Consider the following 23,167-nt stretch of genomic DNA (forward strand, 5'->3'; position numbering starts at 1 on the left):
GCAACAAGCTGTCGCTGGATGAGGCGATTCGGGAGGAGACCCACCTGCTGGCGCCCATCTCCTCGACCGCTGACCTGCGCATCGACACCACTACCCTCAGCATTCACGACCTGAGCGAGCTCATCAAGACCAGGGTGCTTGGGAAGAAAGAGAACGAGCTGGTGCTGGTGTTCGAGTCGTTCGGCTTCAAGTACGGCATTCCCAAGGATGCCGACTTCGTGTTCGATGCCCGCTTCCTGCCCAACCCGCACTGGATCCCCGAGCTCAAGCCGTTCACTGGCAAGGATGAGCCGGTCGCCAACTACCTCTCGGCGCAGGCTGACGTGATGCTGTTTACCCAGCAGATCGAGAACATGCTGGTGACCTGGTTGCCCCATCTGGAGCGCAACAATCGCAGCTACCTCACGGTCGGCATCGGTTGCACTGGCGGTCAGCACCGCTCGGTCTTTATTGCAGAACGGCTGGCCAGTGCATTCCGTTTGCTCGGCAAGAACGTGCAGATCCGCCACCGCACTCTCGACAAGAGTGCCCCCCAATCCTGACGGACCAATAGGACGACCCGATGACTGTTTCCGCCTCGGTTGAAGTGAAAAACAAGCTGGGTATTCATGCCAGACCAGCCATGATGCTGTTCGAGCTGGTGCAGGGTTTCGATGCTCATGTGCTGCTGCGCAATGAAGATGGTGTGGAGGCCGATGCTGACAGCATCATCGGCCTGCTGATGCTGGATTCCGCGCAAGGGCGGCAGGTGGAAGTACAGGTTGAGGGCCCCGAAGAGGTCGAGGCCCTGGCCGCCGTGGTGGAGCTGTTCACTTCCGGCTTCAACGAGGAGTAGTCACTCCTCGTTATATGTTATGAACCGGTACGCGCCAGCGTTTTGAAGCTGGCAAAATCCCGACAAGCCAGCAGATTCCTGCTGGCTTTTTCGTTCATCAGTGCCAGAAACAGGTCGTAGAGACCCATCGCCTCCTCGTAGTCGGCCTTGCTGATGGCCAGCACGAAGATGAGCGTCGCGATTTCACCATTCCCCCAGTCAATCCCCTGCGGGGCCAGCACGGTGTAAACCAGAGTGCGGCGCGCCAACAGACCGAGGGAGTGGGGCAGGGCGATCCCTTCTCCCAGCATGGTGGAGACGATCCGCTCCCGCTCCTGCAGTGAGGCTCTGAAGCCGCTTTCCACCAGATCTTCCGCCTCCAGCTGATCACAGATACGGGTAAACAGTTCGGCCTGGCTGAGGGGGGCGTTGACCACCATGAAGTGGTCGGCATCGAAATATTTGTCGAGCATGTAGGGACGGGTGCGGTCGATCAGCACCAGCTTGCCAAGCTGCTCCAGCTGGTATTGGGTCGGGAAGGGGGCAACGAGTACCACGGGAGCGTTTTTTTCGTTCACCTTGACGGTACTGATGACAAAGTCCTGCGCGATCTGTGCCAGACCTTCGTAATCCCGCACCGACTCCAGCGTGGTCAGCTGCAACTGGGGATACTCCCGCTTGATACGTGCTTCCAGCACCCGGAAGGTGGCGTTGCCCGCATCGCAAAGCAATAGCGCCTGCGGGCGGCGGGTATAGCCGATATCGTAATGGCGCTCCAGCCCGACCCCGATATGGATCACCAGATAGCCGATCTCGTGGTGGGTCAATCGGTAGGGGGTCTGCTTGATCCACTCCGAAATGGCCGCCAGCGTAATGTCGTAGGCGAGGGGGTAGTACTGCTTGATGTGATCGGCCAGCGGGTTGTGGTTGCCAATCTGGTATTTAACCCGTAGCAGCATGGCGCTGATATGGGTTTGCAGGTCGGCCCGCAGCTGTTGGTCGCCTCGCAGGTCGTAAGGGTAGTGTTGATGAATGTAGGCCAGCAGATGCTCCACCAGCTGTTCGCTCTCGGCGGCCATTGCCGGGCTGAGCTGGGGAGTATCGGCAATCAGGCGCGCCTGGATCTGGATGGCGAGACCGGCGATCTCGTCCTCTACGGGGGGCGTCAGGGTTGGTAATACTGCATATATATCGCGAGATACTGCCAGCAGCGGCAGAGTCAGATCTTCGCTGGCGAAGTGGCGCAACTCGTGACCGGATGCCTGACGCAGCAGGGCAACGGCGCAGTAGATGGCGAGCTGCTGCAAGCTCTCGTCAGCGAGACGCAGCTGATGTCGGGCAAGCTGGGCATGGATGTGATTGCCCACTACCTCCATCGTCTTGCTGGGGCAAAGGTTGGGCAACAGGGTTTGCAACTGGTTGTTGTGCAGCAACTCCTGATAGAGCAGTTGGGTCAAACAGGCCCGGATCGCCGTCTCCTCCCCCTGAATGCGCATCCCCAGGCGGGGTTTGCTCTCGACGCTGAGCCTGAAGTGGCTGAGTTGCTCACGGACTTCCGCCATATCCCCCTGCAGTGCCGCCCGGCTCAGATACCAGGTATCAGCCAGCTCATCGAGCTTGATCCCCTGCTCTGCCGTCAATAGCAGGATCTGCAGGTGCAGAACCCGCTCGCGGCTGGTGCGTGGCAGGCCGCTATCCTGACCCTGGGCCGCCAGCAGGGCGTCGAACAGTCCCTGATTGTAGATTTTCAGCTGGTAGCCGCTGCCACGCTGGTGGATCAGGTGAGCGCCGTGCGTGGCAATCAGTTCGTTGAGGGTTGCCACATCGGTGCGCACCGTGCGGGTGGAGACATTGAGGCGGCGAGCCAGCTCCTCCTGTGGCAGTGGTTCGGCATGGAGCTGGATCAGCAGTTGATGGAGCCTGGGGTGGGGCAGCTTGATCATAGGGGGTATGCAAGACTCCTGTTGCGAGATAAAGGGTCGATGTTAACAAGTGGGTCATCAACAAGCCAGGCACCGGTCAGTGATTGAACCGGCGCCGTGACTGCCATCAGGCCAACAGTCGTTTCACTATGGCCAGCAGAGTGCGCACATCCTCGGGGCGAGTGTGCCCGCTCGCGCTGTCGATGATGGAGCTGTAGACGTGAGGGATCACCTTCTCGACTCCGGCGTCCAGCGCAATCCGCACTATCTCCTCGAAGTTCTCCAGATCGATGCCGCCGGTGGGCTCCAGCCAGAAGCCGTGGCGGGCACAAGCCTCGGCCACTGCCTGATACTCGTCGCGGCAGGCCAGCCCACTCATGGGGAAGAACTTGACCGAGCTGCCGCCCATGTCCTTGAGCAGGGCGATGGCGGTATCGATGGGCACGATGCCATCGGGCTGCCCGGCGCTGAGTGGACCGGTGGAGATCTTCACCATGCCCGGCGTACCGGTAGGGGAGATCAGCCCATTCACCAACGTTTGTGATTGGCCGAGCAGCGCCCGGCTGGCGCCAACACCTGTGAACACCTGATTGACGTGCTGGGGCTGCAGCTGGCAGGCCAGCTCGGCCACCATGGCGGATTGGCGTGGATCGCCGGCGCCCAGTCCGATGGAGAGGGCGTTGTCGATAAGCTTGGCGTACTCCTTCATATCGGCAACTGCGGAGGGAATATCCGGGTAGTTTTTGGAGAGCACACCGACCAGCACGTGGCCTTCGGCTGCGTCGTACACCTCGACGGCATTCTCTTTGGAACCTGCCAGCACGTTGAGACAGACCCGATCACGGTAGTAGTTGGGGGTAAGGGACATCAGCGATTCTCCTGAACGAGGTTGGCAATGGCAGAGTGGATTTGGTCGAGCTGGGGCACGGAGACGCTGCGCACATCGATCTCGATGTGCCCCTCGTTGGCCTTGTAGCCGCGGCAGTAGATGGCAGGCGTGCCCTGTTGCAGACGGGTGACGACCTGAACTGTGGTCATGCCGATCTGCTGGTGGTCGAAGGCAATATCGGTGCGGGCGATGTCACGTCCTGCGCTGTCCCATGCCACCTTGGCGGTGACGCCGGGCAGCTGGTTGAGGCGCTCGATGAAGGGGCTCATCTTGGCGACCATGGCGGCGCCGCTCTCTTTCTCTTTGGCCAGATAGCGCTCGATGGCGTGGGTCAGGCCGAGGATACCCTCCTTGCCCACCTTCATGGCGCGACCGATGCCATTGGCCTGCTGTTTGACCCACTCCACGTACTGACGCTTGCCGAGCACCAGCCCGCTGGTGGGCCCTTCAATGGCCTTGGCGCCGCTGTAGATGACCAGGTCCGCACCCTGGTTGTAGTAGAGGCGCAGATCCTCTTCGGCAGCCGCATCGACGATGAGCGGGAGCCCGTGGGTCTTGGCGACCTCGGCGGCCTCTGCCACCGACAGAATGCTCTTCTGTACGCAGTGGTGGGATTTGATGTAGAGGATGGCTGCTGTGTTGGCATTGATGGCAGCGGCCAGCTGGGAAGGGGAGCACTCGTTGGCGTAACCGGCTTCCACTACTTTGCCGCCACCCAGATTGACCATGGTACCGACCGGGGCGCCGAAGTTGACGTTATGCCCCTTGGGCAGCACGATTTCACTCGGCACCTCATGGGGATGGGCATGCAGGTGCTCGAGGCGGTAGGGATCGCCGCGTACTATCATGGCGGCGACTGACTGGGCGATGCCGGCGCTGGCGCAGGAGACCACCACCGCATCTTCCACATCCAGCAAACCAGCCAGATAGGCGCCGGTCTTGTTGACCAGATCCTTGACCTCGAAGTAGTGGCCCAGGCCAAAATTGACCGCATCGACCACCTCCTGCTCGGGGGTGGAGACGCCGAGAATGGTCATGCGCCCGGAGGCGTTGATCACCGGTTTGAGCTGATATTTCTCATAAACAGAAGGCATGGTGTGATTTCCCATAGTGAGTCAGAACCAGTTCGCCACCGACCAGGGCGGCGAGAGGCTGCAGTTGTTGGTCACCGCTGCGGGACTGGGCTTCGGTATCCATAAACAGGGTCGGGCCGCTGGTGACCTCGAACAGGGTCAGATCGGCATCGGCTCCCACCTCGAGCCGCCCCTTGCCGGAAAGGCGCAGGGCATCAGCGGCCTGATGGGTGACGCAGGCGAGCACCTGTTCCAGCGTCATGCCGATGGCGAGAAACTTCGACATCACGTGAGCCAGACTGTAGACCGGCCCCTTGATGCGGTTCTTGCAGTAGATGTCGGAGCTGATGGTGCGGGGCAGGATCCCCTGTCGGATAGCCAGCTCCGCCACCTCGAAGCTGAAGCTGGCGCCGCCGTGGCCGATGTCGAGCAAAAGGCCCCGTTTCATCGCCTCGCGCACCGCGACCCGCAGCTCGCCAGCCGGAGTCAGGATGCGGTTCGGTTTGCCGTTGAAGCAGTGGGTCAGCAGATCGCCATCCCCCAGCAGGGCGACGATCTCGTCCAGATCCGGCGGTGTGTTACCCACGTGCACCATCAGCGGCAGCTGGCCGTGAGCCTGTTGCAGGGCCTTGGCCATGCGCAGCGGTTGCAGGCCGTTCTCACCGACCACGCTACCGCTCATTCGCGCCTTGATGCCAACGATAAAGTCGGGGTGGCGGCGAATGGCTGCCGAGGCGAGATCCATATCGAGGTCCCGGCTATCCGCCAGCTCGTTCTGGCGTAGCAGACCGATGCGGGAGATGTTGAGCAGGGCATGCACCCGGGTCTTGCAGCCCGCAGCGATCTGCTGGAAGTCATCCACATCGTCGGCTCCGGTGCTGCCGGCGTCGATGACGGTGGTGACGCCGGACTCTACACCCACCTTGTCCGGCTCATCGTGATAGATGGGGGAGGTGGGGTAGCAGTGGGTGTGGCCATCGATCCAGCCAGCGCTCACATGCACCCGGCCGCCGAGCTCCAGGATCTGCCGCGCCGTTGCCGTCCCCGGCAGGGAGCCGATGGCTGCGATTTTGCCCTCCCTGATGGCGATATCGACGAGCTGGCCATCTCCCTGCCGCCCCGCTCTGATGATGATGTCGTACATGCTGATAACCTCTGGCGAGCCGCCCTGCTGGGCGGCTGGTACTTACACAAGGGCGACCGGGAAGAAGGTGCCGAGCAGCATGGCTCCCAGAATGGCACCGCCGGTGATGGGCTTGCCCCACACGTAGAACAGCAGCGCACCCAGCAGGGAACCGATACCGATGGGGATGGAGGCGCCCATGGCGGAGAGGATGATGAGGGGGCCGAGGAAGCGGCCAGAGCTGTTGCCAGCGCCCATCATGACGTCTGCGCCGTAGGTGGAGTTGCTCTGGTTGATGGTGAACTTGCGCGCCAGAATGATGACGTAGCCGATGGCCAGACCAATCCCCATGCCAGTTGCCAGCGAGGCGCCGAAGTTCTCCACCGGATAGACGATGCCGGCCCCCAGCAGAAGTGCTGGCACACCGAGGCCAACCCCGGTCTGGATGGCGCCGCCGATATCCAGGATCCCCACCAGGGATCCCTCTATGATGCGGGCGAACAGGAAGCTGGCACCGAACGCGGCTACTGCGCCGTAGGCACCCGTGTCCATTCCGGCTTTCAGCATGGCGACGAAGGCTACCTCGTTGAAGGCACCAACCCCGTACAGATAGAACATGTGGGTACCGGCAAAGACCCCGGCCGAGAGCAGGCCTACGAAGATGGGGAAGGACCAGTCGGCGTACCAGAAGTTGTTTTTCAGTTTCTCATCCATGGTGTGACCCCTTATTTGCCGCTCAGCAGGTTATGGACACTTTCCAGCCACAGGGGAACACCCATATGGAAGGATTCAATCAGTTTCATGTCGAAGCCGCGGAAGAAGCCGCTCAGCACGAACAGCAGGACGATGGCTGCCATCATCACCTTGGTGACATGGTTCCAACCGCTCTCTTCCACACCCTTGCCGATCAGGATGCCGAGCACCAGACCCGGTACCGCGTTGCCCATGATGAGCTGTGCCAGACCGCCGAAGATGGTGGCCCAGAAACCGGATTTCTTGCCCGCCTCGATGGCGGCCAGCCAGAAGATCACCGGCATAACGGTGTTGACCAGCAGGTTGGCGGCCGGTACCAGCACCTTGACCGCAGTGACCTGCAATGCTGCAGGGACGGCTGCGGCCGTGCTGTTGAGGAAGGCAACCACGATGGCACCTATGATGCCGCCGGCGATGGCCATCTTTTTCGGGTCGTGCAGGGTGGTGGCGAGATCCCGATTTTTGAACAGCAGTGCCGCCGTGGCCCAGTGCGGGATGATGCGGTGATCCACATCCTGGGTGAAGGCGCCTGCCGCCACAGTCGAGGCCCAGGCGTTGAAGAAGAAGCCCAGACCAAACGAGAAGTGGGAAGCGGGATCCCCCTCGCAGGAGTTAAGTTCGCCCAGGGTGCGGAAGGCACCCATGCCCTGTACGGTCGGGGCGTGGAACATCCGCGCCGCGCCGGCCCCCACCCCGACGCCAACCAGGCCGCCAATGATGAGTGACTTGATAAAAATGATTAGAAACATCCAACGTATCCTTCTTGTGGGGTTGTGCCTGCGCAGGCATCACACCTGGGTGAACGTCACCTTGGCGACATCCAGACTGGTGACCTGAACCTTGATCTCCAGCTGGACGCGGTATTCGCAGCGCTGGCGCGGCAGGAAGAAGAACAGGAACTTCTCCACCCGGACCGACTCCTCGGCTTTGAGCACCTGTACATCGACCGGCTCAATACGCAGCAGTACCTGCTGGTTGTCCTTGAGCAGTGTGGGTTGCACCTGGCTGAGGGCGGAGGCAAACGCCTGCTGGCGTGTAGTCCCCTTGCCGTTGACGATGACCTGGGTGGTGAAGTTCTCTTTCATCAGGCGCGTCCGTGCTTCTTGGCGAAGGCTTCGACCAGCTTCTGGCCCAGCTCTTCCTTGTCCATGAAACCGAAGCCCAGCACCACGCACCCTTCGTTAATGGCGGTGACGCCCTCTTCAACAGAGCGCATGCCGTAGCGGCACTTGTAGCCGTATTTGGTCTGGGCGGTGATCGCCCCGGCGCCGCCGCTGCCGCAGAAGGAGATGCCGAGATCCGCCTGCTCCTTGTTCATCACGTCGCCGAGCTTCATGTCAGCGGCCATGCCTGGGATGATGGTCACGTTGGCCCCGGCAGCTTCCGCGCCTGCACCCACTTTCTGACCCTTGCCGAGACGATCTCCGATTACGAGTTTGATGGCTGTCATATCGATTTCTCCTTGAGTTACTGGTTCTGCACCGAGCTGAGTTCGTTTTCTTTGGCGACTTCAAAATGGACGGACAAGAGGTGTGCCTCCTCATAAGCAAGCTGGTCCAGCCAGCTGACGACCTGTTCGGCGAGACGCAGTGAGAGGGGGGAGATTTCTTCAAACAGGCTGAGGTCAACCTCTGGCAGGGGCTCGCCGCTGTGGGAGCGCCACACCATGGCTTTGACATGGGAGGCCAGCATCTGCCGTTGCACCTCGTTGGGGATGATGCCCTGTTCGGCCAGCAGGGGATAAATGCGCGCGAGGATATGATCGGTCTGGCGCAGCAACTCCGGGCTGTTCGGGGTCAGGGTCTGGTCGTGAGTCTCTGTTTGCAATGTCTGCTCTCCAAGGCTGGCAGAAGGTATGGCGTTACCCTAAGCCTGCGCGTCGATGTGGAGGAGGCAGTGTTTTTCCGATTCGAAGCGGAAATTCCTGAGGAAATGGCCCCAAAGTGAGCGTTTGGATACTGAAAAGACAAAACGAGTGCTTATTGGGACCGGTTTTGTGTGATCGGTAGCGCACAAATCGGGGGGCGGGGGCAGGGCAAGCGTTGCGGGAAACTGTGAGTCATCTCACGGTAAGAGACGTTGCCGAGGGGACTGATGTGGAAAAGGGCGGTTTCCCGCCCTTCTCATAACAACTAGCTGGCCGATGCGGCGCTCGAGCTGGCTGTTCTCTGCTGATAGCGCAGGTCTTCCTCTATGGTGACCACCACTTCCAGCGGCTTGCCGGAGCGGAATACCGAGATGGTCAGCTTGGTGCCGGGGCGGCTCTCGACAATCTTGTCCATGGCGCTGCGTACGCCACTGATGGCCTCTCCGTTGATCTTGAGCAGCACATCCCCTCGCTGCAGGCCGCCTTTGGCCGCCGGTCCGTTGGGATCCAGACTTTCCACCACCAGACCACGCAGTTCGCCGAGGTTCATCATCCGTGCGACTATGGGGTTGATCTCGACACTGGAGATCCCGAGGTAGCCGCGGATCACCCGGCCGTTGGCGATCAGCTCATCCATAATCCGTTTTGCCAGCCGGTAGGGGATGGCGAAGCTGATGCCGTAGCTCTCCTGATTGCCGTTGAGGTGATAGGTGGCGGTGTTGATACCCACCAGATCGCCACGGCCGTTGACCAGCGCGCCGCCCGAGTTGCCCTCGTTGATGGCGGCATCGGTCTGCAGCAGATCCTGACGGCCATTGCTGTCGGGCCCCATGCTGGAGAGGCCGGTACGGCCGGTCGCACTGATGATGCCCTGGGTGATGGTCTGGCCGACGTTGTAGGGGTTGCCGATGGCGAGCACCACATCCCCCACTTCTGGCAGTCGCTCGGGATCCTGTGGGATCACCGGCAGGTTGTCTGACTCGATATAGAGCACGGCGAGGTCGGTGAGCTGATCGGTACCGACCAGCTCGGCACTGAAGACCCGGCCATCCTGCAACGCGACGATGATCTGGTCGGCATCGGCGATGACGTGGTAGTTGGTCAGTACATAGCCGCGCTGGTTCATGATGACGCCGGAACCCAGCCCTTGCGGGCGCAGTTCCCCCTGATTGCCCTGATTGGGGGCAAAGCTGCGGGTGTAGATGTTGACGACGGCAGGACCTGCCCGATGGGCGGCATAGGAGAAACTCAGTTCACGGGCATTGGTGATGATGCCGGGCAGTTGGGCACCACCGCGAAAATGGGGAAACAGCAGCAACAGCAGCGCCGCGACGGTCAATCCAAAACCGACAGACTTGCCCAAGTAACTGACTAAAGGGGGGATTTTCATGTCATTCTCATCCGTACAGGCTGCGCGCAGAGAATAACACTATCGATGGATAAAAATCACCCGCGGTGAAGGCCGCGGGTGATGGAGGGGTTGGCGAACAACTTGAGCGTTAACGGATCACCAGATAGAGTGAGGAGTCGCCGCGCTGGATGTTGAGTGCCAGCACGTCAGGCTTGTTCTTGAGCGCCTTGGTCAGCTCGCCCAGGGTGTTGATGCGCAGGCGGTTGACCCCGATGATGATGTCACCCTTCTGCAGGCCGGAAGCGGCAGCCGGAGAGCGAGGATCAATGTCGGCCACCGCAACACCGGAGACCGGGTCGGTAGTGGTGCTCAGCTTGGCCCCTTCCAGTGCCGGATGCAGCGCGCTGGCGCGTACTTCGCTGTCATCGGCCTGCTTCAGGGTCACTTTGGCAGTTTGCGACTTGCCATCGCGGATCAGCCCCAGTTCGACCTGCTTGCCAGCGCCCATGGTAGCGATCTTGGCGCGCAGCTCACCGAAGGAGCGAACCGGTTTGCCATCGATGCTGACGATGATATCGCCGGCCTTGATGCCCGCCTTGTCGGCCGCCGAATCAGGCATGACCTGATTGACGAAGGCACCATCCTTCTTGTTGTAGCCGAAGGTTTTGGCGATGTCGGAGGTAAGCTCGGTGCCGGTAATACCCAGCTGGCCGCGACGCACTTCACCGTACTTGACGATCTGCTCGGTCAGGTCCCGCACCATGTTGGAAGGGATGGCGAAGCCGATGCCGATGTTGCCGCCGTTCGGGCCCAGAATCGCGGTGTTGATACCGATCAGCTCGCCACGCAGGTTGAGCAGGGCACCGCCGGAGTTACCGGAGTTGATGGCCGCATCGGTCTGGATGAAGTTCTCCAGATTCTCGATGTTGAGGCCGCTGCGACCCAGCGCACTGACAATACCGGAGGTGACGGTCTGGCCCAGACCAAACGGGTTGCCGATGGCCAGCGCATAGTCACCTACCCGCAGCTCGTCGGAGTCGGCGAACTTGATCTGTACCAGGTCCTCGGCCTTGATTTGCAGCAGGGCGATGTCGGACTGCTTGTCTTCACCGATCTTCTTGGCCGCATACTCACGACCATCCTTCAGGTTGACCTTGATCTCGTCCGCTTCGTGCACCACATGGGCGTTGGTGATCACGTAACCCTTCTTGGCATCGACGATGACACCGGAGCCGAGCGCCTGGAATGGCTGCTCGCTCACCTGTTCATCGGGCATGTTGGGGCCGAAGAAGAACTTGAACTGTTCCGGCAGACGCTGACGGGTAATTTTTTTGCCAGAAACCGAGATATTGACTACCGCCGGGGTGACCTGTTCGAGAACAGGCGCCAGGCTTGGCATCTCCTGATTTGAACCTAACAGGGAAGGCAGTGCAGCCTGAGCAGGGGCCGCAGACATGGCGATACCGACACTGAGGGCTAGCACACTGAGCATGGAAAGAGGTTTACGCATATGAAAAACAGCTCCCAGAAAAAGTTGCATTGCAATCGTCAAGGTCAGACCACGGGACTGGCCAATTAGTTCCGCGAGGAACTAGTTTGGTTGCTTGAGCAGTCCGGAAGAGGCGCCAGCATAGTCGCGAGGCGGAACGCCCGGCTCTTCTGCCACATTGGCAGGGGCTTCTTCTACCAATGACTCGCGGAACAGCGGTTCCTGCGCCTTGGCCAGGAATTTGCTCTGCTCGGCCATGTGGCGATAGAGGGTCTGATACTGCTCGGCCAGTTGCTCCATCAGGGCGGCACTGTCGGCGAAGTGGGTGTTGATCTGGCCCTGATAACTCTCGAGCTCCTTGTGGGCCTTCTTCAGTTCCTGTTCCAGACGGCCAGCATCGCGGCTACGCACCGAAAAACGGCCGAGAACGATACCGATAATCAAGGCCGCGACAGCCAGCAGGATCCCAGTTAACAGACTCATAGATGCTCCTTGTTACAGCTAAAACAGAGTGGGTTTATGCGGTCGTCATAACCGCCATGCCTTGATGGCACTATACCGTGCGTCCTGAGGCCGTGATACCATTTTGTCCTCGATTCAGGGACTTGGAGAGGCGCTCAAGGATGACACCGCAGCAAAAATACCAGCAGGATCTGCTGCGCCCCGGCTTTGTGGCCGACCCCGCGCAGGGGATGGCCATTAGCAGGCTGGAGCGACTGTATCAGGATTTGCTACGGCGCCCGACTCCGACCAGATCTCGAGGGCTGCTGGGTTGGCTGCAAAAGCCCAAGCCGCTGGAGCCCGTCCTCGGTATCTATATGTGGGGCGGAGTGGGCCGAGGCAAGACCTGGCTGATGGATACTTTTTTCGACAGCCTGCCGGGGACGCGCAAGATGCGCAGCCATTTCCACCGTTTCATGCACCGCATTCACGATGAACTGCAGGGGCTGAGTGGGCAATCCGATCCCCTCAAGCTGGTGGCCAGCAAGCTTGCTAGTGAAACAGACATCATCTGTTTCGACGAATTTTTTGTCTCCGACATCACCGATGCCATGTTGCTGGGCACGCTGTTTCAGGAGCTGTTTGGTCACGGTGTCGTGCTGGTCGCCACTTCAAATATTCCGCCGCAGGATCTTTATCGCAACGGGCTGCAGCGAGCCCGTTTTCTGCCTGCTATCGAGCTGATCGAGCGCCATTGTGAGGTACTTAACGTGGATGGTGGTATCGACTATCGCCTGCGTACGCTGGAACAAGCGGAGATTTATCACTGCCCGCTGGATTTGCAGGCAAAAGCCAATCTTGACCACTATTTTCAGCAATTAACCGGTGGGCACACGGCTTGCGAGGGGGCGTTCGAGGTCAATCATCGTCAGCTGACTTCGCTCGGAATGGGGGAAGGGGTGCTCTATATGGAATTTGAGCAACTTTGCTGTACTCCCCGCTCCCAGAACGACTATATCGAGCTGGCCAGGCTGTTCCATACCGTTCTGCTGGCCAATGTGCAGCCAATGGGCACAGGCACGGATGACGCGGCTCGCCGCTTCATTGCCATGGTCGATGAGTTTTATGAACGGCACGTCAAGCTCATCATGTCGGCAGCGGTTCCCATGGCAGAACTCTACGGCGAAGGGCTGCTGAATTTCGAATTCAAACGCTGTCTTTCACGGCTTCAGGAAATGCAATCGCACGAATACCTTGCCAGAGTGCACCTTCCTTAGTCACAATACCGCGCCTGCCAGTCGGATGGGCATCTGCGGCAGGTAGGGCCGGGCGACATTTGCTGGTTTCATGGCAGTGAAATTAGCAGGTGATATTTAAGGCAACTTCACTTATAATCGCTCGGCCCACGTTACAGCTGTCGATAAGACAGCAACACTTTAAGCTTTACTTGTATTCGAAGGGGTACAGGTAGGCCATCGTTTGTTGTTTGTGGGAGAGCCCCCATAAGCAATTGGGTCTGTAACAGGTAATTGGGTTTAACTTAATGAAAACTTTCGTTGCCAAGCCAGAAACCGTAAAACGTGACTGGTACATTGTGGACGCAGAAGGTAAAACTCTGGGTCGTATCGCAACCGAGATCGCTGCTCGTCTGCGTGGTAAGCACAAAGCTGAGTACACTCCGCACGTTGACACCGGTGATTACATCATCGTTGTAAACGCTGAGAAGGTACACGTAACCGGTAAGAAATTTACCGACAAAATGTACCACGCTCACTCCGGTTTCCCGGGTGGTATCAAGTCAATCAGCTTCGACAAGCTGATTCAGCGTAAACCGGAAATGGTAATCGAAGCAGCCGTCAAAGGCATGCTGCCGAAAGGTCCTCTGGGCCGTGCCATGTTCCGTAAACTGAAAGTTTACGCAGGCGCCGAGCATGCTCATGCTGCTCAGCAACCTCAAGTACTGGATATCTAATCGGGAACTGGCAACATGGCAGAAAATCAATACTACGGTACCGGCCGTCGCAAAAGCTCCACTGCTCGCGTATTTATCAAAGCGGGTAGCGGCAAGATCGTAATCAACCAGCGCTCCCTGGAGCAGTACTTCGGCCGTCCGACTGCCCGCATGGTAGTTCGTCAGCCGCTGGAACTGGTTGAGATGACCGAGAAACTGGACCTGTACATCACCGTTAACGGTGGTGGCATCTCCGGTCAAGCTGGTGCGATCCGCCACGGTATCACTCGTGCTCTGATGCAGTACGACGAAACCCTGCGTTCCGAACTGCGTAAAGCTGGCTTTGTTACTCGTGATGCCCGTAAGGTTGAGCGTAAGAAAGTTGGTCTGCACAAAGCTCGTAAGCGTCCGCAGTACTCCAAGCGTTAATTCGCTTTTGGTACTCACTCTTTCGAGTGTCAAAAAAGCCTGGCAACTGCCAGGCTTTTTTTATTGGTAATATTACCGACATCAATGCTAACCACGCGTCACAAAAGACAAAAAATTGTTTCTTTATTGTTTTCATTGCTCACCGCTCTTTCTTGTCAAGTTGTTATCTTTTCTTTAAAATTTCCCCTGTTTTCTGTGGCAATTGTAAATCCAGCTTCCGCCGCTGTTGTCACGGGAAAAATGGGGAACAGGGACACTATAAGAATGTGCGGAGTCCACATGGGAGAGTTTTTGGATGAGCAATGCGCCAGTTGATACCGGTCGCCGCAGATTTCTTACCTGGTCAACGGTTGCCGTTGGTGGGGTAGGAGCTGCGTTTACCGCAGTGCCGTTTATAAAGTCATGGAATCCGAGCGCCAAGGCCAAAGCAGCCGGTGCGCCGGTTGAAGTCGATATCAGCAAGTTGGAACCGGGTCAGCTCATCCGTGTCGAGTGGCGAGGCAAGCCTGTCTGGGTGGTGAAACGCACCAAACAGACGCTGGATGCCTTGGCCGCGCATGATGACAAGCTGCGGGATCCCTCATCTGAAGAGCCGCAGCAGCCTGACTATGCCCATAACGGGTACAGATCGATCAAGCCCGAAATTTTTGTCGCGGTCGGTATTTGCACCCACTTGGGGTGTTCACCCTCCTATCTGCCTGACAGCTTTGGCGAGCAGGTGCAGGGCGTTACGTCCGGCTTCTTCTGCCCGTGTCATGGCTCCAAGTTCGACATGGCCGGCCGTGTGTTCCAGGGGGTGCCTGCACCGCTGAACCTGGTCATTCCGCCCTATCAATTCATTAATGACACCACCATCCTGGTCGGTGCCGATGGCAAGGAGGCCTGACCATGTTGAGTAAACTGATGGGCTGGATCGATTATCGATTCCCGCTCACGGCCATGTACAACGACCACATGGCCAAGTATCCGGCACCGAAGAACCTGAACTTCTGGTACTTCTTCGGCTCGCTGGCCATGCTGGTGCTGGTTAACCAGATCATCACCGGTATCTGGCTGACCATGAACTACAACCCCTCTGCGGAAGGTGCGTTTGCCTCCGTGGAGTACATCATGCGCGATGTGGAGTACGGCTGGCTGCTGCGTTACATGCACTCAACCGGTGCGTCAGCATTCTTCATCGTGGTCTACATGCACATGTTCCGCGGCATGATCTATGGCTCTTATCAGAAGCCTCGTGAACTGCTGTGGATCTTCGGCATGCTGATCTTCCTGGTGCTGATGGCGGAAGCCTTTATGGGCTACTTGCTGCCCTGGGGTCAGATGTCATTCTGGGGTGCCCAGGTCATCATCTCGCTGTTTGGCGCCATTCCGGTCATCGGTGACGATCTGACCCTGTGGATCCGCGGTGACTACGTGATCTCCGGTGCGACCCTGAACCGCTTCTTCGCGCTGCACGTCATCGCGTTGCCGCTGGTGCTGGTGATGCTGGTTGCCATGCACATTCTGGCGTTGCACGAAGTGGGCTCCAACAACCCGGATGGTATCGACATCAAGAAGCACAAGGACGAAAACGGCTGGCCGCTGGATGCGGTGGCGTTCCACCCTTATTTCACCGTCAAGGACATGATCGGTGTGGCGGGCTTCCTGTTCTTCTTCTGCGCCATCATTTTCTTCAAGCCGGATATGTGGGGTTACTTCCTCGAGAAGCCGAACTTTGAAGTGGCCAACGGCCTGAAGACTCCTGCTCACATCGCGCCTGTGTGGTACTTCACCCCCTTCTACGCGATTCTGCGTGCGGTACCTGACAAGCTGCTTGGCGTCATCATGATGGGCCTCTCTATTGTGGTGTTGTTCCTGCTGCCTTGGCTGGATCGCTGCAAGGTGCGTTCTGTTCGCTATCGCAGCAAGCTGCACAAGCTTAACATCGCCCAGTTCGTGGTCTGCTTTATCATCCTGGGGGTGCTGGGTGTACTGCCGTCGACGCCGACCCTGACGCTGGTTGCCCAGATTTGTACCTTGGGTTATTTCGGTTTCTTCGTGCTGTTGTTCTTCTACAGCAAAAACGAACGCACCAAGCCGCTGCCGGAGAGGGTTACATTTAAATGAAAAAAATAATATTTGCAGTGCTGACCCTGCTGCCATCACTGGTGTTTGCCAATGCTGGGGCCGTGCATCTGGACAAAGCCAATTATGATCTGAGCGACAAGGCATCCCTGCAACGTGGAGCTGCCACCTTCATGAACTATTGTGCAGGCTGCCACTCTACCCAGTATCAACGCTACAACCGGGTTGCTGCCGATCTGGAGATCCCCGAGGAGCTGATGAAGGAGAACCTCATCTTCACCGGCGCCAAAGTGGGTGATCTAATGAAGAGCGCCATGTCCGAGAAGGATGCCGCCAAGTGGTTTGGTGCTCCCCCTCCAGATCTGACTCTGGTTGCCCGGGTACGTGGTGCGGACTGGATTTACACCTATCTACGTTCTTTTTACGTGGATCCGACTCGTCCGTTTGGGGTGAATAATGTGGTGTTCCCGTCTGTGGGTATGCCTCATGTGTTGGAACCGTTGCAGGGAACCCCCCGTGCCGAGTTCGTCACTCACACGGTCGATGGAGTCGAGACCCAGCAGGTTGTCAGCATCAAATCTGACGGTAATGGTGAAATGGATGACGAAGAGTATGATCAGACGGTACTGGATCTGGTAAACTTCTTGGTCTACTCGGCTGAACCGGTACAACAGGAGCGTGAACGCATGGGCTTCTGGGTGCTTGGTTTCATCGTGATCTTCTTCATCTTCACTGTGCTGTTGAAGAAGGAATTCTGGCGCGACGTTCACTAAGCGACCAGATCCGAGTAATATAATGCACGGCAATGAAGACCAAGATGCTTCATTGCCGTTTCTGCTTTTTAATGACGGGAGGGTTCAATGGCTGTAGCTGCCAATAAGCGTTCGGTAATGACGCTGTTTTCCGGTGCCAACGATATGTTCAGCCATCAGGTGCGTATTGTCCTGGCGGAGAAGGGTGTTAGCGTGGATATCTGCCAGGTTGATCCAGCCAATCTGCCGGATGAGCTGGCCGAGCTGAACCCGTACAACTCTGTACCGACCCTGGTTGATCGTGAGCTGGCACTCTACACCTCGCGCATCATCATGGAGTATCTGGACGAGCGCTTCCCGCATCCGCCCTTGATGCCTGTTTACCCGGTTGCCCGTGGTAACAGCCGTCTGATGATGCACCGCATCGAGCTGGACTGGTACTCCCTGGCCGACAAGATCATGGCCGGTACCGATGCTGAAGCGGCACGCAACGAACTGCGTGACAACCTGCTGGCCATCGCGCCGATCTTCGGTGAAATGCCCTATTTCATGAGCGAAGAGTTCGGTCTGGTGGATTGCTACATGGCACCGCTGCTGTGGCGTCTGCCGAGTCTTGGTATCGACCTGACCGGTCGTGGTGCCAAAGAGCTGAAGGCCTACATGGTTCGTCTGTTCGAGCGTGAGTCCTTCCAGGCTTCCCTGACCGAAGCCGAACGCGAGATCCGTGCTGGCGTATGAGCATGGAACCGACAATGACACCGAGCCGCCCGTACTTGTTACGGGCGTTCTTTGACTGGTTGCTGGACAACGATCTGACCCCTCATTTGGTGGTCAACGTCAACATTCCCCATGTGATGGTGCCGATGCAGTTTGCTCAGGACGGGCAAATTGTACTGAATATCGCGCCCCGAGCCGTGATGCAATTTCACATGGATAACGAGGCTATCAGCTTCAGTGCTCGCTTTGGCGGGGTCTCCCAGCAGGTTTACATCCCGATGGCAGCCGTATTGGCTATTCATGCCCGGGAGAACGGCGTGGGCACCATGTTCCCGCCTGAGCCGGGTTACGATATCTGGCTGGAGCAGGCTGAAGCGCCGGTGGAGCCTGAGCCGGAACCGCCGCGTCCAAGCGGTCGTCCGACCCTGAAGGTGATCAAATAAAAAACGCAGCCGATTGGCTGCGTTTTTTTATGCCGCGTTGGCTTAGTTCTGGGCGAATTCGAAGGCCTTGATCACGCGCTTCACGCCGGTGACATGGCGGGCGATGTTGACTGCCTGCTCTCCCTCCTGGCGAGTCACCAGACCAATCAGGAACACCTCGCCGTTCTCGGTGACCACCTTGACCTTGGTGCTGTCGAAATTCTTGGTGCCGAACATGTCGGCTTTCACCTTGGAGGTGATCCAGGAGTCATTGCTGCGAGTGGTGAAACTGGCAGGTTGGCCGATGCGCAATTCGTTGTAGACGTGGCGCACCCCTTCGATGCGACTGACAATTTTGCCCGCCTCAATCTTGTAAACGTCAGAAGGTGTCTGGCCGACCAGCAGGACGCGGCCATTGTTGCTGTAGACGCTGATCTTGCTGGCTGCGCTGAGCGGTTTGTTGTCGGCCAGCAGATTGGCCGCTTTCAGCTCTATGGTCTGGTCATCCCACTGCGCGCCCAGGGTTCGGCGATCGCCAGAGGCCTTGGCAGTCCCTGCGGCGCCGCCAACAACCAGGGCTGCGCAGCCTTGCAGCAGCAGGGTGCTAACCAGCAGACCGAGCAGGATAGTGTGCTTTTTCATGGTTTCAATCTTCCTGTTGCGGGAAAAGTGTCTGGTCGATGAGATCACACAGGCAGTGCAGGGTCAACAGGTTCACCTCCAGAATGCGAGGGCGACGGGCGGAGGGAACACGGATCTCCACATCGTTCGGGCCGAGCAGACCTGCCATTTCGCCACCGTCACCCCCGCTCAGCACCACTATGGTCATGTCGCGGGAGAGGGCTGCCTCGGCGGCCTTGATCAGGCTGCGGCTGTGGCCGGAGGTGGTGATGACCACCAGAATGTCGCCAGGCTGGCCCAGCGCGCGGATCTGCTTGGCGTAGACCTCTTCAAAACCGTGATCGGTGGCGATGGCGCTGATGGTCGCCATGTCCGGGGTCAGGGCCATGCCGGGCAGGGAGGGGCGCTGGGTCTCGTAGCAGTTGACCAGCTCGGAGATGAACAGTTGCGCGAGTGCGGCAGAAGGACCGTTACCGCATGCCAGCACCTTGTGGCCATTGAGCAGGCAGATGGTGATCATCTGGGCTGCAGTATGGATGGCATCCGGCAGCGCCTCGGCGGCGGCTATCTTGGTCTGGATGCTTTCGGTGTAGTTCTCTTTGATGCGGTCAGTCATAGGGTCCTCTTAAAATGCGTTCTGGATCCAGGCTGGCTGGTCGCCCTCGAACGCAATCACATCGAATCGGCAGGCCTGATTGGCCTCGTTGATGGCATGTTGCTTCAAATAGTGGCGCGCTGCCAGCATGATCTTGTGCTGTTTGCTGCGGGTGACCGAGCTGGCGGCCCCGCCATGGCTGCCGGTGGCCCGGTAGCGCACCTCAACAAACACCAGGGTCTGGCCCTGGTGCATGATGAGATCTATTTCACCGCCACGACAGCGGTAGTTGCGAGCTACCGGTTGCAGGCCCCTAGCCTGCAACCAGCGTTCAGCGACTTGTTCAAAGTGCTGTCCCTTGCTCGTTGGTGAGGGGAACAGGCTCGGCAACTGCTGGCGCATCCGTTTCCATAGTTCCTTCATTGGAGGGCTCCTCCAGCTGCTGAACGGCGTTCTCGTCGACCAGTTTGCCGTTCTGGTAAGTACCCCAGCTCAGCATCCGCACGATATTACCCTGGGCATCAACGCTCAGCTGACCGCTCATGCCGGCCTGCTGCATGCCACCCACCTTGCGCATCTGCTGCAGGTTCTCAGCCAGGCTGACGGCATCGTAGCCCATGGCAAACAGGCGCAACAGGTCACCCTGGGTCTGTGGCCAGAGCAGAGCGATCTGCTCGCGTTGTTTCTCGTAGCCGCCCAGCAGCAGCGGCATATCGGCGATATGCATGCCGTTGAGCTCGGAGGTGACCTCGGTTGCGGCGCTGTCGTAGCCACGGGAGCTGGTGTAGATGGGCAGGCTGCCCATCGGATTGACCGAGACATCCACGTAGGGCTTGATCATCCGGGTTTCCAGGCTGTTGGCCACCACATAAACGGCATCGATGCTGCGCGGTGCGGCATCAGAGAGTTGCACCACTTCACCAGCTCGGGCGGTAGAGCGGCCGCTCAGGGCATTCTTGACCATCCCCTGCACTTCGTTGCGGGCACCGAAGGTGGCAACGACCGGCTTATCCTGGCTCAGGGTGGCCCAGCTCTGCTCGAACGCTTTGATACTGCTGTAACCGATCCGACCCTGAGCGGCGATCAGCAGCGGTTTACGGTAGCCCTGGGTGTAGAGGTACTGGGCTGCCTGCGCGGCATCTGCGGCGGCAGAGAGGGAGAAGTAGTAGGTGGTGTCGTTGACGACCGGCTTGTCCAGCTCGTTGAGCGCCAGTACCGGCACGGTCGGATTGGCCTTGAGCAGCTCCTCGACCCGGTCTTTCAGCAGCGGGCCGATGATCATGTCTGCCCCCTCCTGAATCGCCTGCTTATAAAGGTCGCCGGTCGACTTGCTCTGGGTGTCGTAGAAGTTCAGGGTGAATCGCCCCTGATTTTCCTTATAAGACATCAGCATACCGTTACGGATGGCGGCGCCCTGCGGCTCCAGATTGCCGGAGAGGGGTAGCAGCACAGCGATCTGTTGCACCGAGGTGCTGGCCGTGGCCGCCAGATCGCCCAATCCTGCCGGCATATCCTTCTGGGCTGGATGGTTGGGGAAGTCGCGCTTCCAGCCTGCCAGTTGGCGGGCCAGCAGGTTCGGCTGGGCGCCAAACTCGTTGACCAGTGCCGCCAGTCGCAACCAGCCGGTGGTCACATCAGGGGCTGGAGCCTCTTCCAGCGCCTGCAGGGTGGAGGGGGTCATGCTTTTGAGCAACGACCAGATTTGCTGATGGTTGGTCGCCTGCTCGCTCTGATTGAGGTAGGGCTCCAGTGCAATCAACGACTTGGCTGCGCCAAACTTGTTGTTGATGTCGAGCTGCAGCACCACGCGCTGGCGATACCAATCCTTCTGGGTATCGGCATCCAGCACCGCCTCGGGTTTGCCTTCCAGCAGGATCAGCGCCTGATTGGCGTGGCCTTGTGCCAGCAACAGATGGGCTTGCAGCAGTTGCAACTGCGCCTTCTGGGCGGGGTCTTTGGCCTGCTTCTGCAATTGCTGGAACAGTGCCGAGGCCGGTTTGGCCTGGCCCAGCGCCAGATAACTGCGTGCCGCCAGCATCTGCCAGGTAAAGGCCTCAGCCGGCTTGGCCGGGTCCACCTGCTCAAGATACCACTGGGCATTCTTGGTCAGATTGGAGAACGCAGAGGGCATGCCTGACTGCCCTGACGGTTGATTGGGCTCCGACGCACAGGCGGCGAGCAGTACTGCCGCGAGTATGATGCCGAAGAGTCGTGATACACTTAGCTGCTTTGTAACCCGGTTCAAGTTCATTCCCCGACCAGTGTTGAAGTTCCCCATAGTGTAAACGGGCCAATATGGCGACACAATTGTCGGGGCACTCGGAGATCCCATGAGTGACATCCCAACCCTGTATATAGTCCCCACTCCGATCGGCAATCTGGCGGACATCACCCAGCGTGCATTGGACATTTTACGCAGTGTCGATCTGGTGGCAGCCGAAGATACCCGTCATACCGGTATCCTGCTCAGCCACTACCAAATCTCGGTGCCGACCTTCGCCCTGCACGATCACAACGAGCAGCAGAAAGCCGATGTGCTGATCGGCCGGATCAAAGAGGGCAAGAGTGTTGCGCTGGTCTCCGATGCCGGCACCCCGCTCATCAGCGACCCCGGTTATCACTTGGTCACCCGCTGTCGTGAAGCCGGGGTCAAGGTGGTGCCGCTGCCCGGTCCCTGTGCCGCCATCACCGCCCTGAGCGCGGCCGGTCTGCCCACCGATCGCTTTGCCTTTGAGGGCTTCCTGCCCGCCAAGAGCAAGGGACGCGATGATCGTCTGCAAGCCGTTATCGAAGACACCCGCTCGCTGGTGTTTTACGAATCTCCGCGCCGTGTGCAGGATACAGTGGAAGCGATTGCTCGCATTCTCGGCGAGCGTCAGGTGGTGGTGTGCCGCGAGCTGACCAAGACCTTCGAGTCCATCCACGGTCTGCCAGCCTCCGAAATGCTGACCTGGCTTGGCGAGGATGACAACCGCTGCCGCGGCGAGATCGTACTGGTCGTGGCTGGCGCCTCCAAAGAGGAAGAGGATCTGCCGGCCGAGGCGATCCGCACTCTGGGGCTGCTGGTAACCGAGCTGCCACTGAAAAAAGCGGCCGCCCTGACCGCCGAGATCCACGGCGTGAAGAAGAATGCCCTCTACAAGTACGGTCTCGAGCACTATTGAGTCGGTTAATCGGTCGCCAGACTGTTTTTTGACCTCTGCAATCCCCCATACCGACAAGCAGTCAGCCTGTAAACGGGGAGCAAAGCGCGATAAATGGCTGTAAACGGGAATTGCCGGTTTACCCCGTGCGTATCGCAAGGCTATAATCCGCGCCTCGGAGTTGGCTGGGCAATCGCTGCTTCGTCGTTGTGTCCCTCGGGACAGACGGGCGGAGGGGAGGAAAGTCCGGGCTTCACAGGGCAGGGTGCCAGGTAACGCCTGGGGGGCGTGAGCCTACGACCAGTGCAACAGAGAGCAGACCGCCGATGGCCCGCAAGGGATCAGGTAAGGGTGAAAGGGTGCGGTAAGAGCGCACCGCGCGACTGGCAACAGTTCGTGGCACGGTAAACTCCACCCGAAGCAAGACCAAATAGGCCCCTATTGGCGCGGCCCGCGTTGGGGGCGGGTAGGTTGCTTGAGCCAGCGAGCGATTGCTGGCCTAGAGGAATGATTGCTACCCGGGGCAACCCGGTACAGAACCCGGCTTACAGGCCGACTCCGACCTCATTCCGAAGAGCCCCGCGATTTATCGCGGGGCTCTTTTTTATGCATGAGAAAATATGGCTTCGTTGGCAGGATATTCTCGGCCTTGTCATTTTGAATGAAATTATATGTTTTAAATCAATCGAATAGTTTCGTATTTGGCACGATGGCAGCGATAGATGGTGATAGAACCCGGGATGGTTGTTCG

Annotated in this window: 27 protein-coding genes and 1 other RNA gene; 12 read left to right on the forward strand and 16 right to left on the reverse strand. The window is 58.7% G+C overall.

Features of this window, described 5'->3' with window-relative positions:
* Both DBR30_RS22380 and npr read left to right on the forward strand, forming a co-directional pair.
* Positions 1-542 (forward strand): RNase adapter RapZ (locus DBR30_RS22380; RefSeq protein ID WP_308813281.1); only part of this gene is annotated, 542 nt, incomplete at its 5' end.
* A 20-nt stretch (positions 543-562) separates the two neighbouring features.
* A complete protein-coding gene (gene npr / locus DBR30_RS16335) occupies positions 563-835 on the forward strand; it encodes a PTS phosphocarrier protein NPr (protein ID WP_005336318.1) in 273 nt (90 codons plus the stop codon).
* A 17-nt stretch (positions 836-852) separates the two neighbouring features.
* Here npr and DBR30_RS16340 read toward each other — a convergent pair whose 3' ends face one another.
* The 12 genes from DBR30_RS16340 to DBR30_RS16395 form a co-directional block, all read right to left on the reverse strand.
* A complete protein-coding gene (locus DBR30_RS16340) occupies positions 853-2,757 on the reverse strand; it encodes a BglG family transcription antiterminator (protein WP_108542368.1) in 1,905 nt (634 codons plus the stop codon).
* 106 nt (positions 2,758-2,863) lie between these two features.
* On the reverse strand, positions 2,864-3,604 hold the full coding sequence (dagF, locus tag DBR30_RS16345; protein ID WP_108542367.1) for a 2-dehydro-3-deoxy-phosphogluconate aldolase: 741 nt from the start codon (positions 3,602-3,604) through the stop codon (positions 2,864-2,866).
* Complete coding sequence (locus DBR30_RS16350; RefSeq protein WP_108542366.1) at positions 3,604-4,719, reverse strand: DgaE family pyridoxal phosphate-dependent ammonia lyase; 1,116 nt, start codon at positions 4,717-4,719, stop codon at positions 3,604-3,606. Before DBR30_RS16350 ends, dagF begins: the two co-directional genes overlap by 1 nt.
* Complete coding sequence (locus tag DBR30_RS16355; protein ID WP_108542365.1) at positions 4,703-5,842, reverse strand: amidohydrolase/deacetylase family metallohydrolase; 1,140 nt, start codon at positions 5,840-5,842, stop codon at positions 4,703-4,705. Before DBR30_RS16355 ends, DBR30_RS16350 begins: the two co-directional genes overlap by 17 nt.
* A gap of 42 nt (positions 5,843-5,884) precedes the next feature.
* On the reverse strand, positions 5,885-6,535 hold the full coding sequence (locus DBR30_RS16360) for a DUF4310 family protein (RefSeq protein ID WP_005355144.1): 651 nt from the start codon (positions 6,533-6,535) through the stop codon (positions 5,885-5,887).
* Between the two features lie 11 nt (positions 6,536-6,546).
* Positions 6,547-7,323 (reverse strand): DUF4311 domain-containing protein, encoded by a 777-nt coding sequence (locus tag DBR30_RS16365; RefSeq protein WP_005355143.1) that lies wholly within the window; start codon positions 7,321-7,323, stop codon positions 6,547-6,549.
* A 39-nt stretch (positions 7,324-7,362) separates the two neighbouring features.
* Complete coding sequence (locus tag DBR30_RS16370; RefSeq protein WP_100652517.1) at positions 7,363-7,659, reverse strand: DUF4312 family protein; 297 nt, start codon at positions 7,657-7,659, stop codon at positions 7,363-7,365.
* Positions 7,659-8,024 (reverse strand): SFCGS family glycine-rich protein, encoded by a 366-nt coding sequence (locus tag DBR30_RS16375; RefSeq protein ID WP_005355141.1) that lies wholly within the window; start codon positions 8,022-8,024, stop codon positions 7,659-7,661. Before DBR30_RS16375 ends, DBR30_RS16370 begins: the two co-directional genes overlap by 1 nt.
* Before the next feature lie 17 nt (positions 8,025-8,041).
* Positions 8,042-8,401 carry a transcriptional regulator gene (locus DBR30_RS16380; RefSeq protein WP_075115825.1) on the reverse strand — a complete coding sequence of 120 codons (360 nt, stop codon included), beginning with the start codon at positions 8,399-8,401 and terminating at the stop codon, positions 8,042-8,044.
* Between the two features lie 305 nt (positions 8,402-8,706).
* On the reverse strand, positions 8,707-9,831 hold the full coding sequence (degS, locus tag DBR30_RS16385) for an outer membrane-stress sensor serine endopeptidase DegS (protein ID WP_108542364.1): 1,125 nt from the start codon (positions 9,829-9,831) through the stop codon (positions 8,707-8,709).
* Between the two features lie 109 nt (positions 9,832-9,940).
* Positions 9,941-11,302: a Do family serine endopeptidase gene (locus DBR30_RS16390; RefSeq protein WP_005336295.1), complete on the reverse strand. Its 1,362-nt coding sequence runs from the start codon at positions 11,300-11,302 to the stop codon at positions 9,941-9,943.
* Between the two features lie 81 nt (positions 11,303-11,383).
* Positions 11,384-11,764: a YhcB family protein gene (locus DBR30_RS16395; RefSeq protein ID WP_005356646.1), complete on the reverse strand. Its 381-nt coding sequence runs from the start codon at positions 11,762-11,764 to the stop codon at positions 11,384-11,386.
* A 140-nt stretch (positions 11,765-11,904) separates the two neighbouring features.
* On the opposite strand from DBR30_RS16395, the gene zapE reads away from it, so the two are divergent.
* The 8 genes from zapE (at position 11,905) to DBR30_RS16435 (ending at position 18,078) form a co-directional block, all read left to right on the forward strand.
* Positions 11,905-12,999 carry a cell division protein ZapE gene (gene zapE / locus DBR30_RS16400; RefSeq protein ID WP_108542363.1) on the forward strand — a complete coding sequence of 365 codons (1,095 nt, stop codon included), beginning with the start codon at positions 11,905-11,907 and terminating at the stop codon, positions 12,997-12,999.
* A 266-nt stretch (positions 13,000-13,265) separates the two neighbouring features.
* Positions 13,266-13,694 (forward strand): 50S ribosomal protein L13, encoded by a 429-nt coding sequence (gene rplM, locus DBR30_RS16405; RefSeq protein WP_005336289.1) that lies wholly within the window; start codon positions 13,266-13,268, stop codon positions 13,692-13,694.
* 15 nt (positions 13,695-13,709) lie between these two features.
* Complete coding sequence (gene rpsI / locus DBR30_RS16410; RefSeq protein WP_005336286.1) at positions 13,710-14,102, forward strand: 30S ribosomal protein S9; 393 nt, start codon at positions 13,710-13,712, stop codon at positions 14,100-14,102.
* 295 nt (positions 14,103-14,397) lie between these two features.
* Positions 14,398-14,988 carry a ubiquinol-cytochrome c reductase iron-sulfur subunit gene (petA, locus tag DBR30_RS16415; RefSeq protein ID WP_040068840.1) on the forward strand — a complete coding sequence of 197 codons (591 nt, stop codon included), beginning with the start codon at positions 14,398-14,400 and terminating at the stop codon, positions 14,986-14,988.
* A 2-nt stretch (positions 14,989-14,990) separates the two neighbouring features.
* Complete coding sequence (locus tag DBR30_RS16420) at positions 14,991-16,208, forward strand: cytochrome b (RefSeq protein ID WP_040068842.1); 1,218 nt, start codon at positions 14,991-14,993, stop codon at positions 16,206-16,208.
* Complete coding sequence (locus tag DBR30_RS16425; RefSeq protein WP_040068844.1) at positions 16,205-16,939, forward strand: cytochrome c1; 735 nt, start codon at positions 16,205-16,207, stop codon at positions 16,937-16,939. Before DBR30_RS16420 ends, DBR30_RS16425 begins: the two co-directional genes overlap by 4 nt.
* 87 nt (positions 16,940-17,026) lie before the next feature.
* The gene (sspA, locus tag DBR30_RS16430; protein WP_005336279.1) at positions 17,027-17,656 is read left to right on the forward strand and encodes a stringent starvation protein SspA; all 630 of its coding nucleotides are present in this window, start codon (positions 17,027-17,029) and stop codon (positions 17,654-17,656) included.
* A complete protein-coding gene (locus DBR30_RS16435) occupies positions 17,653-18,078 on the forward strand; it encodes a ClpXP protease specificity-enhancing factor (RefSeq protein WP_005336278.1) in 426 nt (141 codons plus the stop codon). Before sspA ends, DBR30_RS16435 begins: the two co-directional genes overlap by 4 nt.
* A 42-nt stretch (positions 18,079-18,120) precedes the next feature.
* Here DBR30_RS16435 and dolP read toward each other — a convergent pair whose 3' ends face one another.
* Genes dolP through DBR30_RS16455 form a run of 4 tightly spaced genes read right to left on the reverse strand, consistent with a single transcriptional unit; the run spans position 18,121 to position 21,404 of the window.
* Positions 18,121-18,699 carry a division/outer membrane stress-associated lipid-binding lipoprotein gene (dolP, locus tag DBR30_RS16440; RefSeq protein WP_005336277.1) on the reverse strand — a complete coding sequence of 193 codons (579 nt, stop codon included), beginning with the start codon at positions 18,697-18,699 and terminating at the stop codon, positions 18,121-18,123.
* Between the two features lie 4 nt (positions 18,700-18,703).
* Positions 18,704-19,294 carry a D-sedoheptulose-7-phosphate isomerase gene (locus DBR30_RS16445; protein ID WP_005336275.1) on the reverse strand — a complete coding sequence of 197 codons (591 nt, stop codon included), beginning with the start codon at positions 19,292-19,294 and terminating at the stop codon, positions 18,704-18,706.
* 9 nt (positions 19,295-19,303) lie between these two features.
* Positions 19,304-19,675, reverse strand: a complete 372-nt coding sequence (locus tag DBR30_RS16450; protein ID WP_005355127.1) for a YraN family protein — start codon at positions 19,673-19,675, stop codon at positions 19,304-19,306.
* Positions 19,617-21,404 (reverse strand): penicillin-binding protein activator, encoded by a 1,788-nt coding sequence (locus tag DBR30_RS16455; protein ID WP_258224459.1) that lies wholly within the window; start codon positions 21,402-21,404, stop codon positions 19,617-19,619. Before DBR30_RS16455 ends, DBR30_RS16450 begins: the two co-directional genes overlap by 59 nt.
* 199 nt (positions 21,405-21,603) lie before the next feature.
* Here DBR30_RS16455 and rsmI point away from each other — a divergent pair, with 199 nt between their 5' ends.
* Both rsmI and rnpB read left to right on the forward strand, forming a co-directional pair.
* Complete coding sequence (rsmI, locus tag DBR30_RS16460; protein ID WP_047438714.1) at positions 21,604-22,437, forward strand: 16S rRNA (cytidine(1402)-2'-O)-methyltransferase; 834 nt, start codon at positions 21,604-21,606, stop codon at positions 22,435-22,437.
* A gap of 156 nt (positions 22,438-22,593) precedes the next feature.
* Positions 22,594-22,980, forward strand: an RNA gene (gene rnpB / locus DBR30_RS16465) — RNase P RNA component class A.
* The last annotated feature ends 187 nt before the right edge of the window (positions 22,981-23,167 follow it).

The organism is Aeromonas sp. HMWF017, assembly GCF_003061465.1.
Classification (GTDB): Bacteria; Pseudomonadota; Gammaproteobacteria; order Enterobacterales; family Aeromonadaceae; genus Aeromonas; species Aeromonas veronii.

Bases quoted from the DNA above. Each gene is read 5' to 3' on its own strand.
- petA (WP_040068840.1), top strand. From the start codon at position 14,398: ATGAGCAATGCGCCAGTTGATACCGGTCGCCGCAGATTTCTTACCTGG.
- rpsI (WP_005336286.1), top strand. From the start codon at position 13,710: ATGGCAGAAAATCAATACTACGGTACCGGCCGTCGCAAAAGCTCCACT.
- DBR30_RS16390 (WP_005336295.1), bottom strand. From the start codon at position 11,302: ATGCGTAAACCTCTTTCCATGCTCAGTGTGCTAGCCCTCAGTGTCGGT.
- DBR30_RS16420 (WP_040068842.1), top strand. From the start codon at position 14,991: ATGTTGAGTAAACTGATGGGCTGGATCGATTATCGATTCCCGCTCACG.
- DBR30_RS16370 (WP_100652517.1), bottom strand. From the start codon at position 7,659: ATGAAAGAGAACTTCACCACCCAGGTCATCGTCAACGGCAAGGGGACT.
- sspA (WP_005336279.1), top strand. From the start codon at position 17,027: ATGGCTGTAGCTGCCAATAAGCGTTCGGTAATGACGCTGTTTTCCGGT.
- DBR30_RS16350 (WP_108542366.1), bottom strand. From the start codon at position 4,719: ATGCCTTCTGTTTATGAGAAATATCAGCTCAAACCGGTGATCAACGCC.
- DBR30_RS16355 (WP_108542365.1), bottom strand. From the start codon at position 5,842: ATGTACGACATCATCATCAGAGCGGGGCGGCAGGGAGATGGCCAGCTC.
- DBR30_RS16435 (WP_005336278.1), top strand. From the start codon at position 17,653: ATGAGCATGGAACCGACAATGACACCGAGCCGCCCGTACTTGTTACGG.
- DBR30_RS16375 (WP_005355141.1), bottom strand. From the start codon at position 8,024: ATGACAGCCATCAAACTCGTAATCGGAGATCGTCTCGGCAAGGGTCAG.
- DBR30_RS16360 (WP_005355144.1), bottom strand. From the start codon at position 6,535: ATGGATGAGAAACTGAAAAACAACTTCTGGTACGCCGACTGGTCCTTC.
- npr (WP_005336318.1), top strand. From the start codon at position 563: ATGACTGTTTCCGCCTCGGTTGAAGTGAAAAACAAGCTGGGTATTCAT.
- DBR30_RS16395 (WP_005356646.1), bottom strand. From the start codon at position 11,764: ATGAGTCTGTTAACTGGGATCCTGCTGGCTGTCGCGGCCTTGATTATC.
- dagF (WP_108542367.1), bottom strand. From the start codon at position 3,604: ATGTCCCTTACCCCCAACTACTACCGTGATCGGGTCTGTCTCAACGTG.
- zapE (WP_108542363.1), top strand. From the start codon at position 11,905: ATGACACCGCAGCAAAAATACCAGCAGGATCTGCTGCGCCCCGGCTTT.
- degS (WP_108542364.1), bottom strand. From the start codon at position 9,831: ATGAAAATCCCCCCTTTAGTCAGTTACTTGGGCAAGTCTGTCGGTTTT.
- DBR30_RS16450 (WP_005355127.1), bottom strand. From the start codon at position 19,675: ATGCGCCAGCAGTTGCCGAGCCTGTTCCCCTCACCAACGAGCAAGGGA.
- rsmI (WP_047438714.1), top strand. From the start codon at position 21,604: ATGAGTGACATCCCAACCCTGTATATAGTCCCCACTCCGATCGGCAAT.
- dolP (WP_005336277.1), bottom strand. From the start codon at position 18,699: ATGAAAAAGCACACTATCCTGCTCGGTCTGCTGGTTAGCACCCTGCTG.
- rplM (WP_005336289.1), top strand. From the start codon at position 13,266: ATGAAAACTTTCGTTGCCAAGCCAGAAACCGTAAAACGTGACTGGTAC.
- DBR30_RS16365 (WP_005355143.1), bottom strand. From the start codon at position 7,323: ATGTTTCTAATCATTTTTATCAAGTCACTCATCATTGGCGGCCTGGTT.
- DBR30_RS16425 (WP_040068844.1), top strand. From the start codon at position 16,205: ATGAAAAAAATAATATTTGCAGTGCTGACCCTGCTGCCATCACTGGTG.
- DBR30_RS16445 (WP_005336275.1), bottom strand. From the start codon at position 19,294: ATGACTGACCGCATCAAAGAGAACTACACCGAAAGCATCCAGACCAAG.
- DBR30_RS16340 (WP_108542368.1), bottom strand. From the start codon at position 2,757: ATGATCAAGCTGCCCCACCCCAGGCTCCATCAACTGCTGATCCAGCTC.
- DBR30_RS16455 (WP_258224459.1), bottom strand. From the start codon at position 21,404: ATGCCCTCTGCGTTCTCCAATCTGACCAAGAATGCCCAGTGGTATCTT.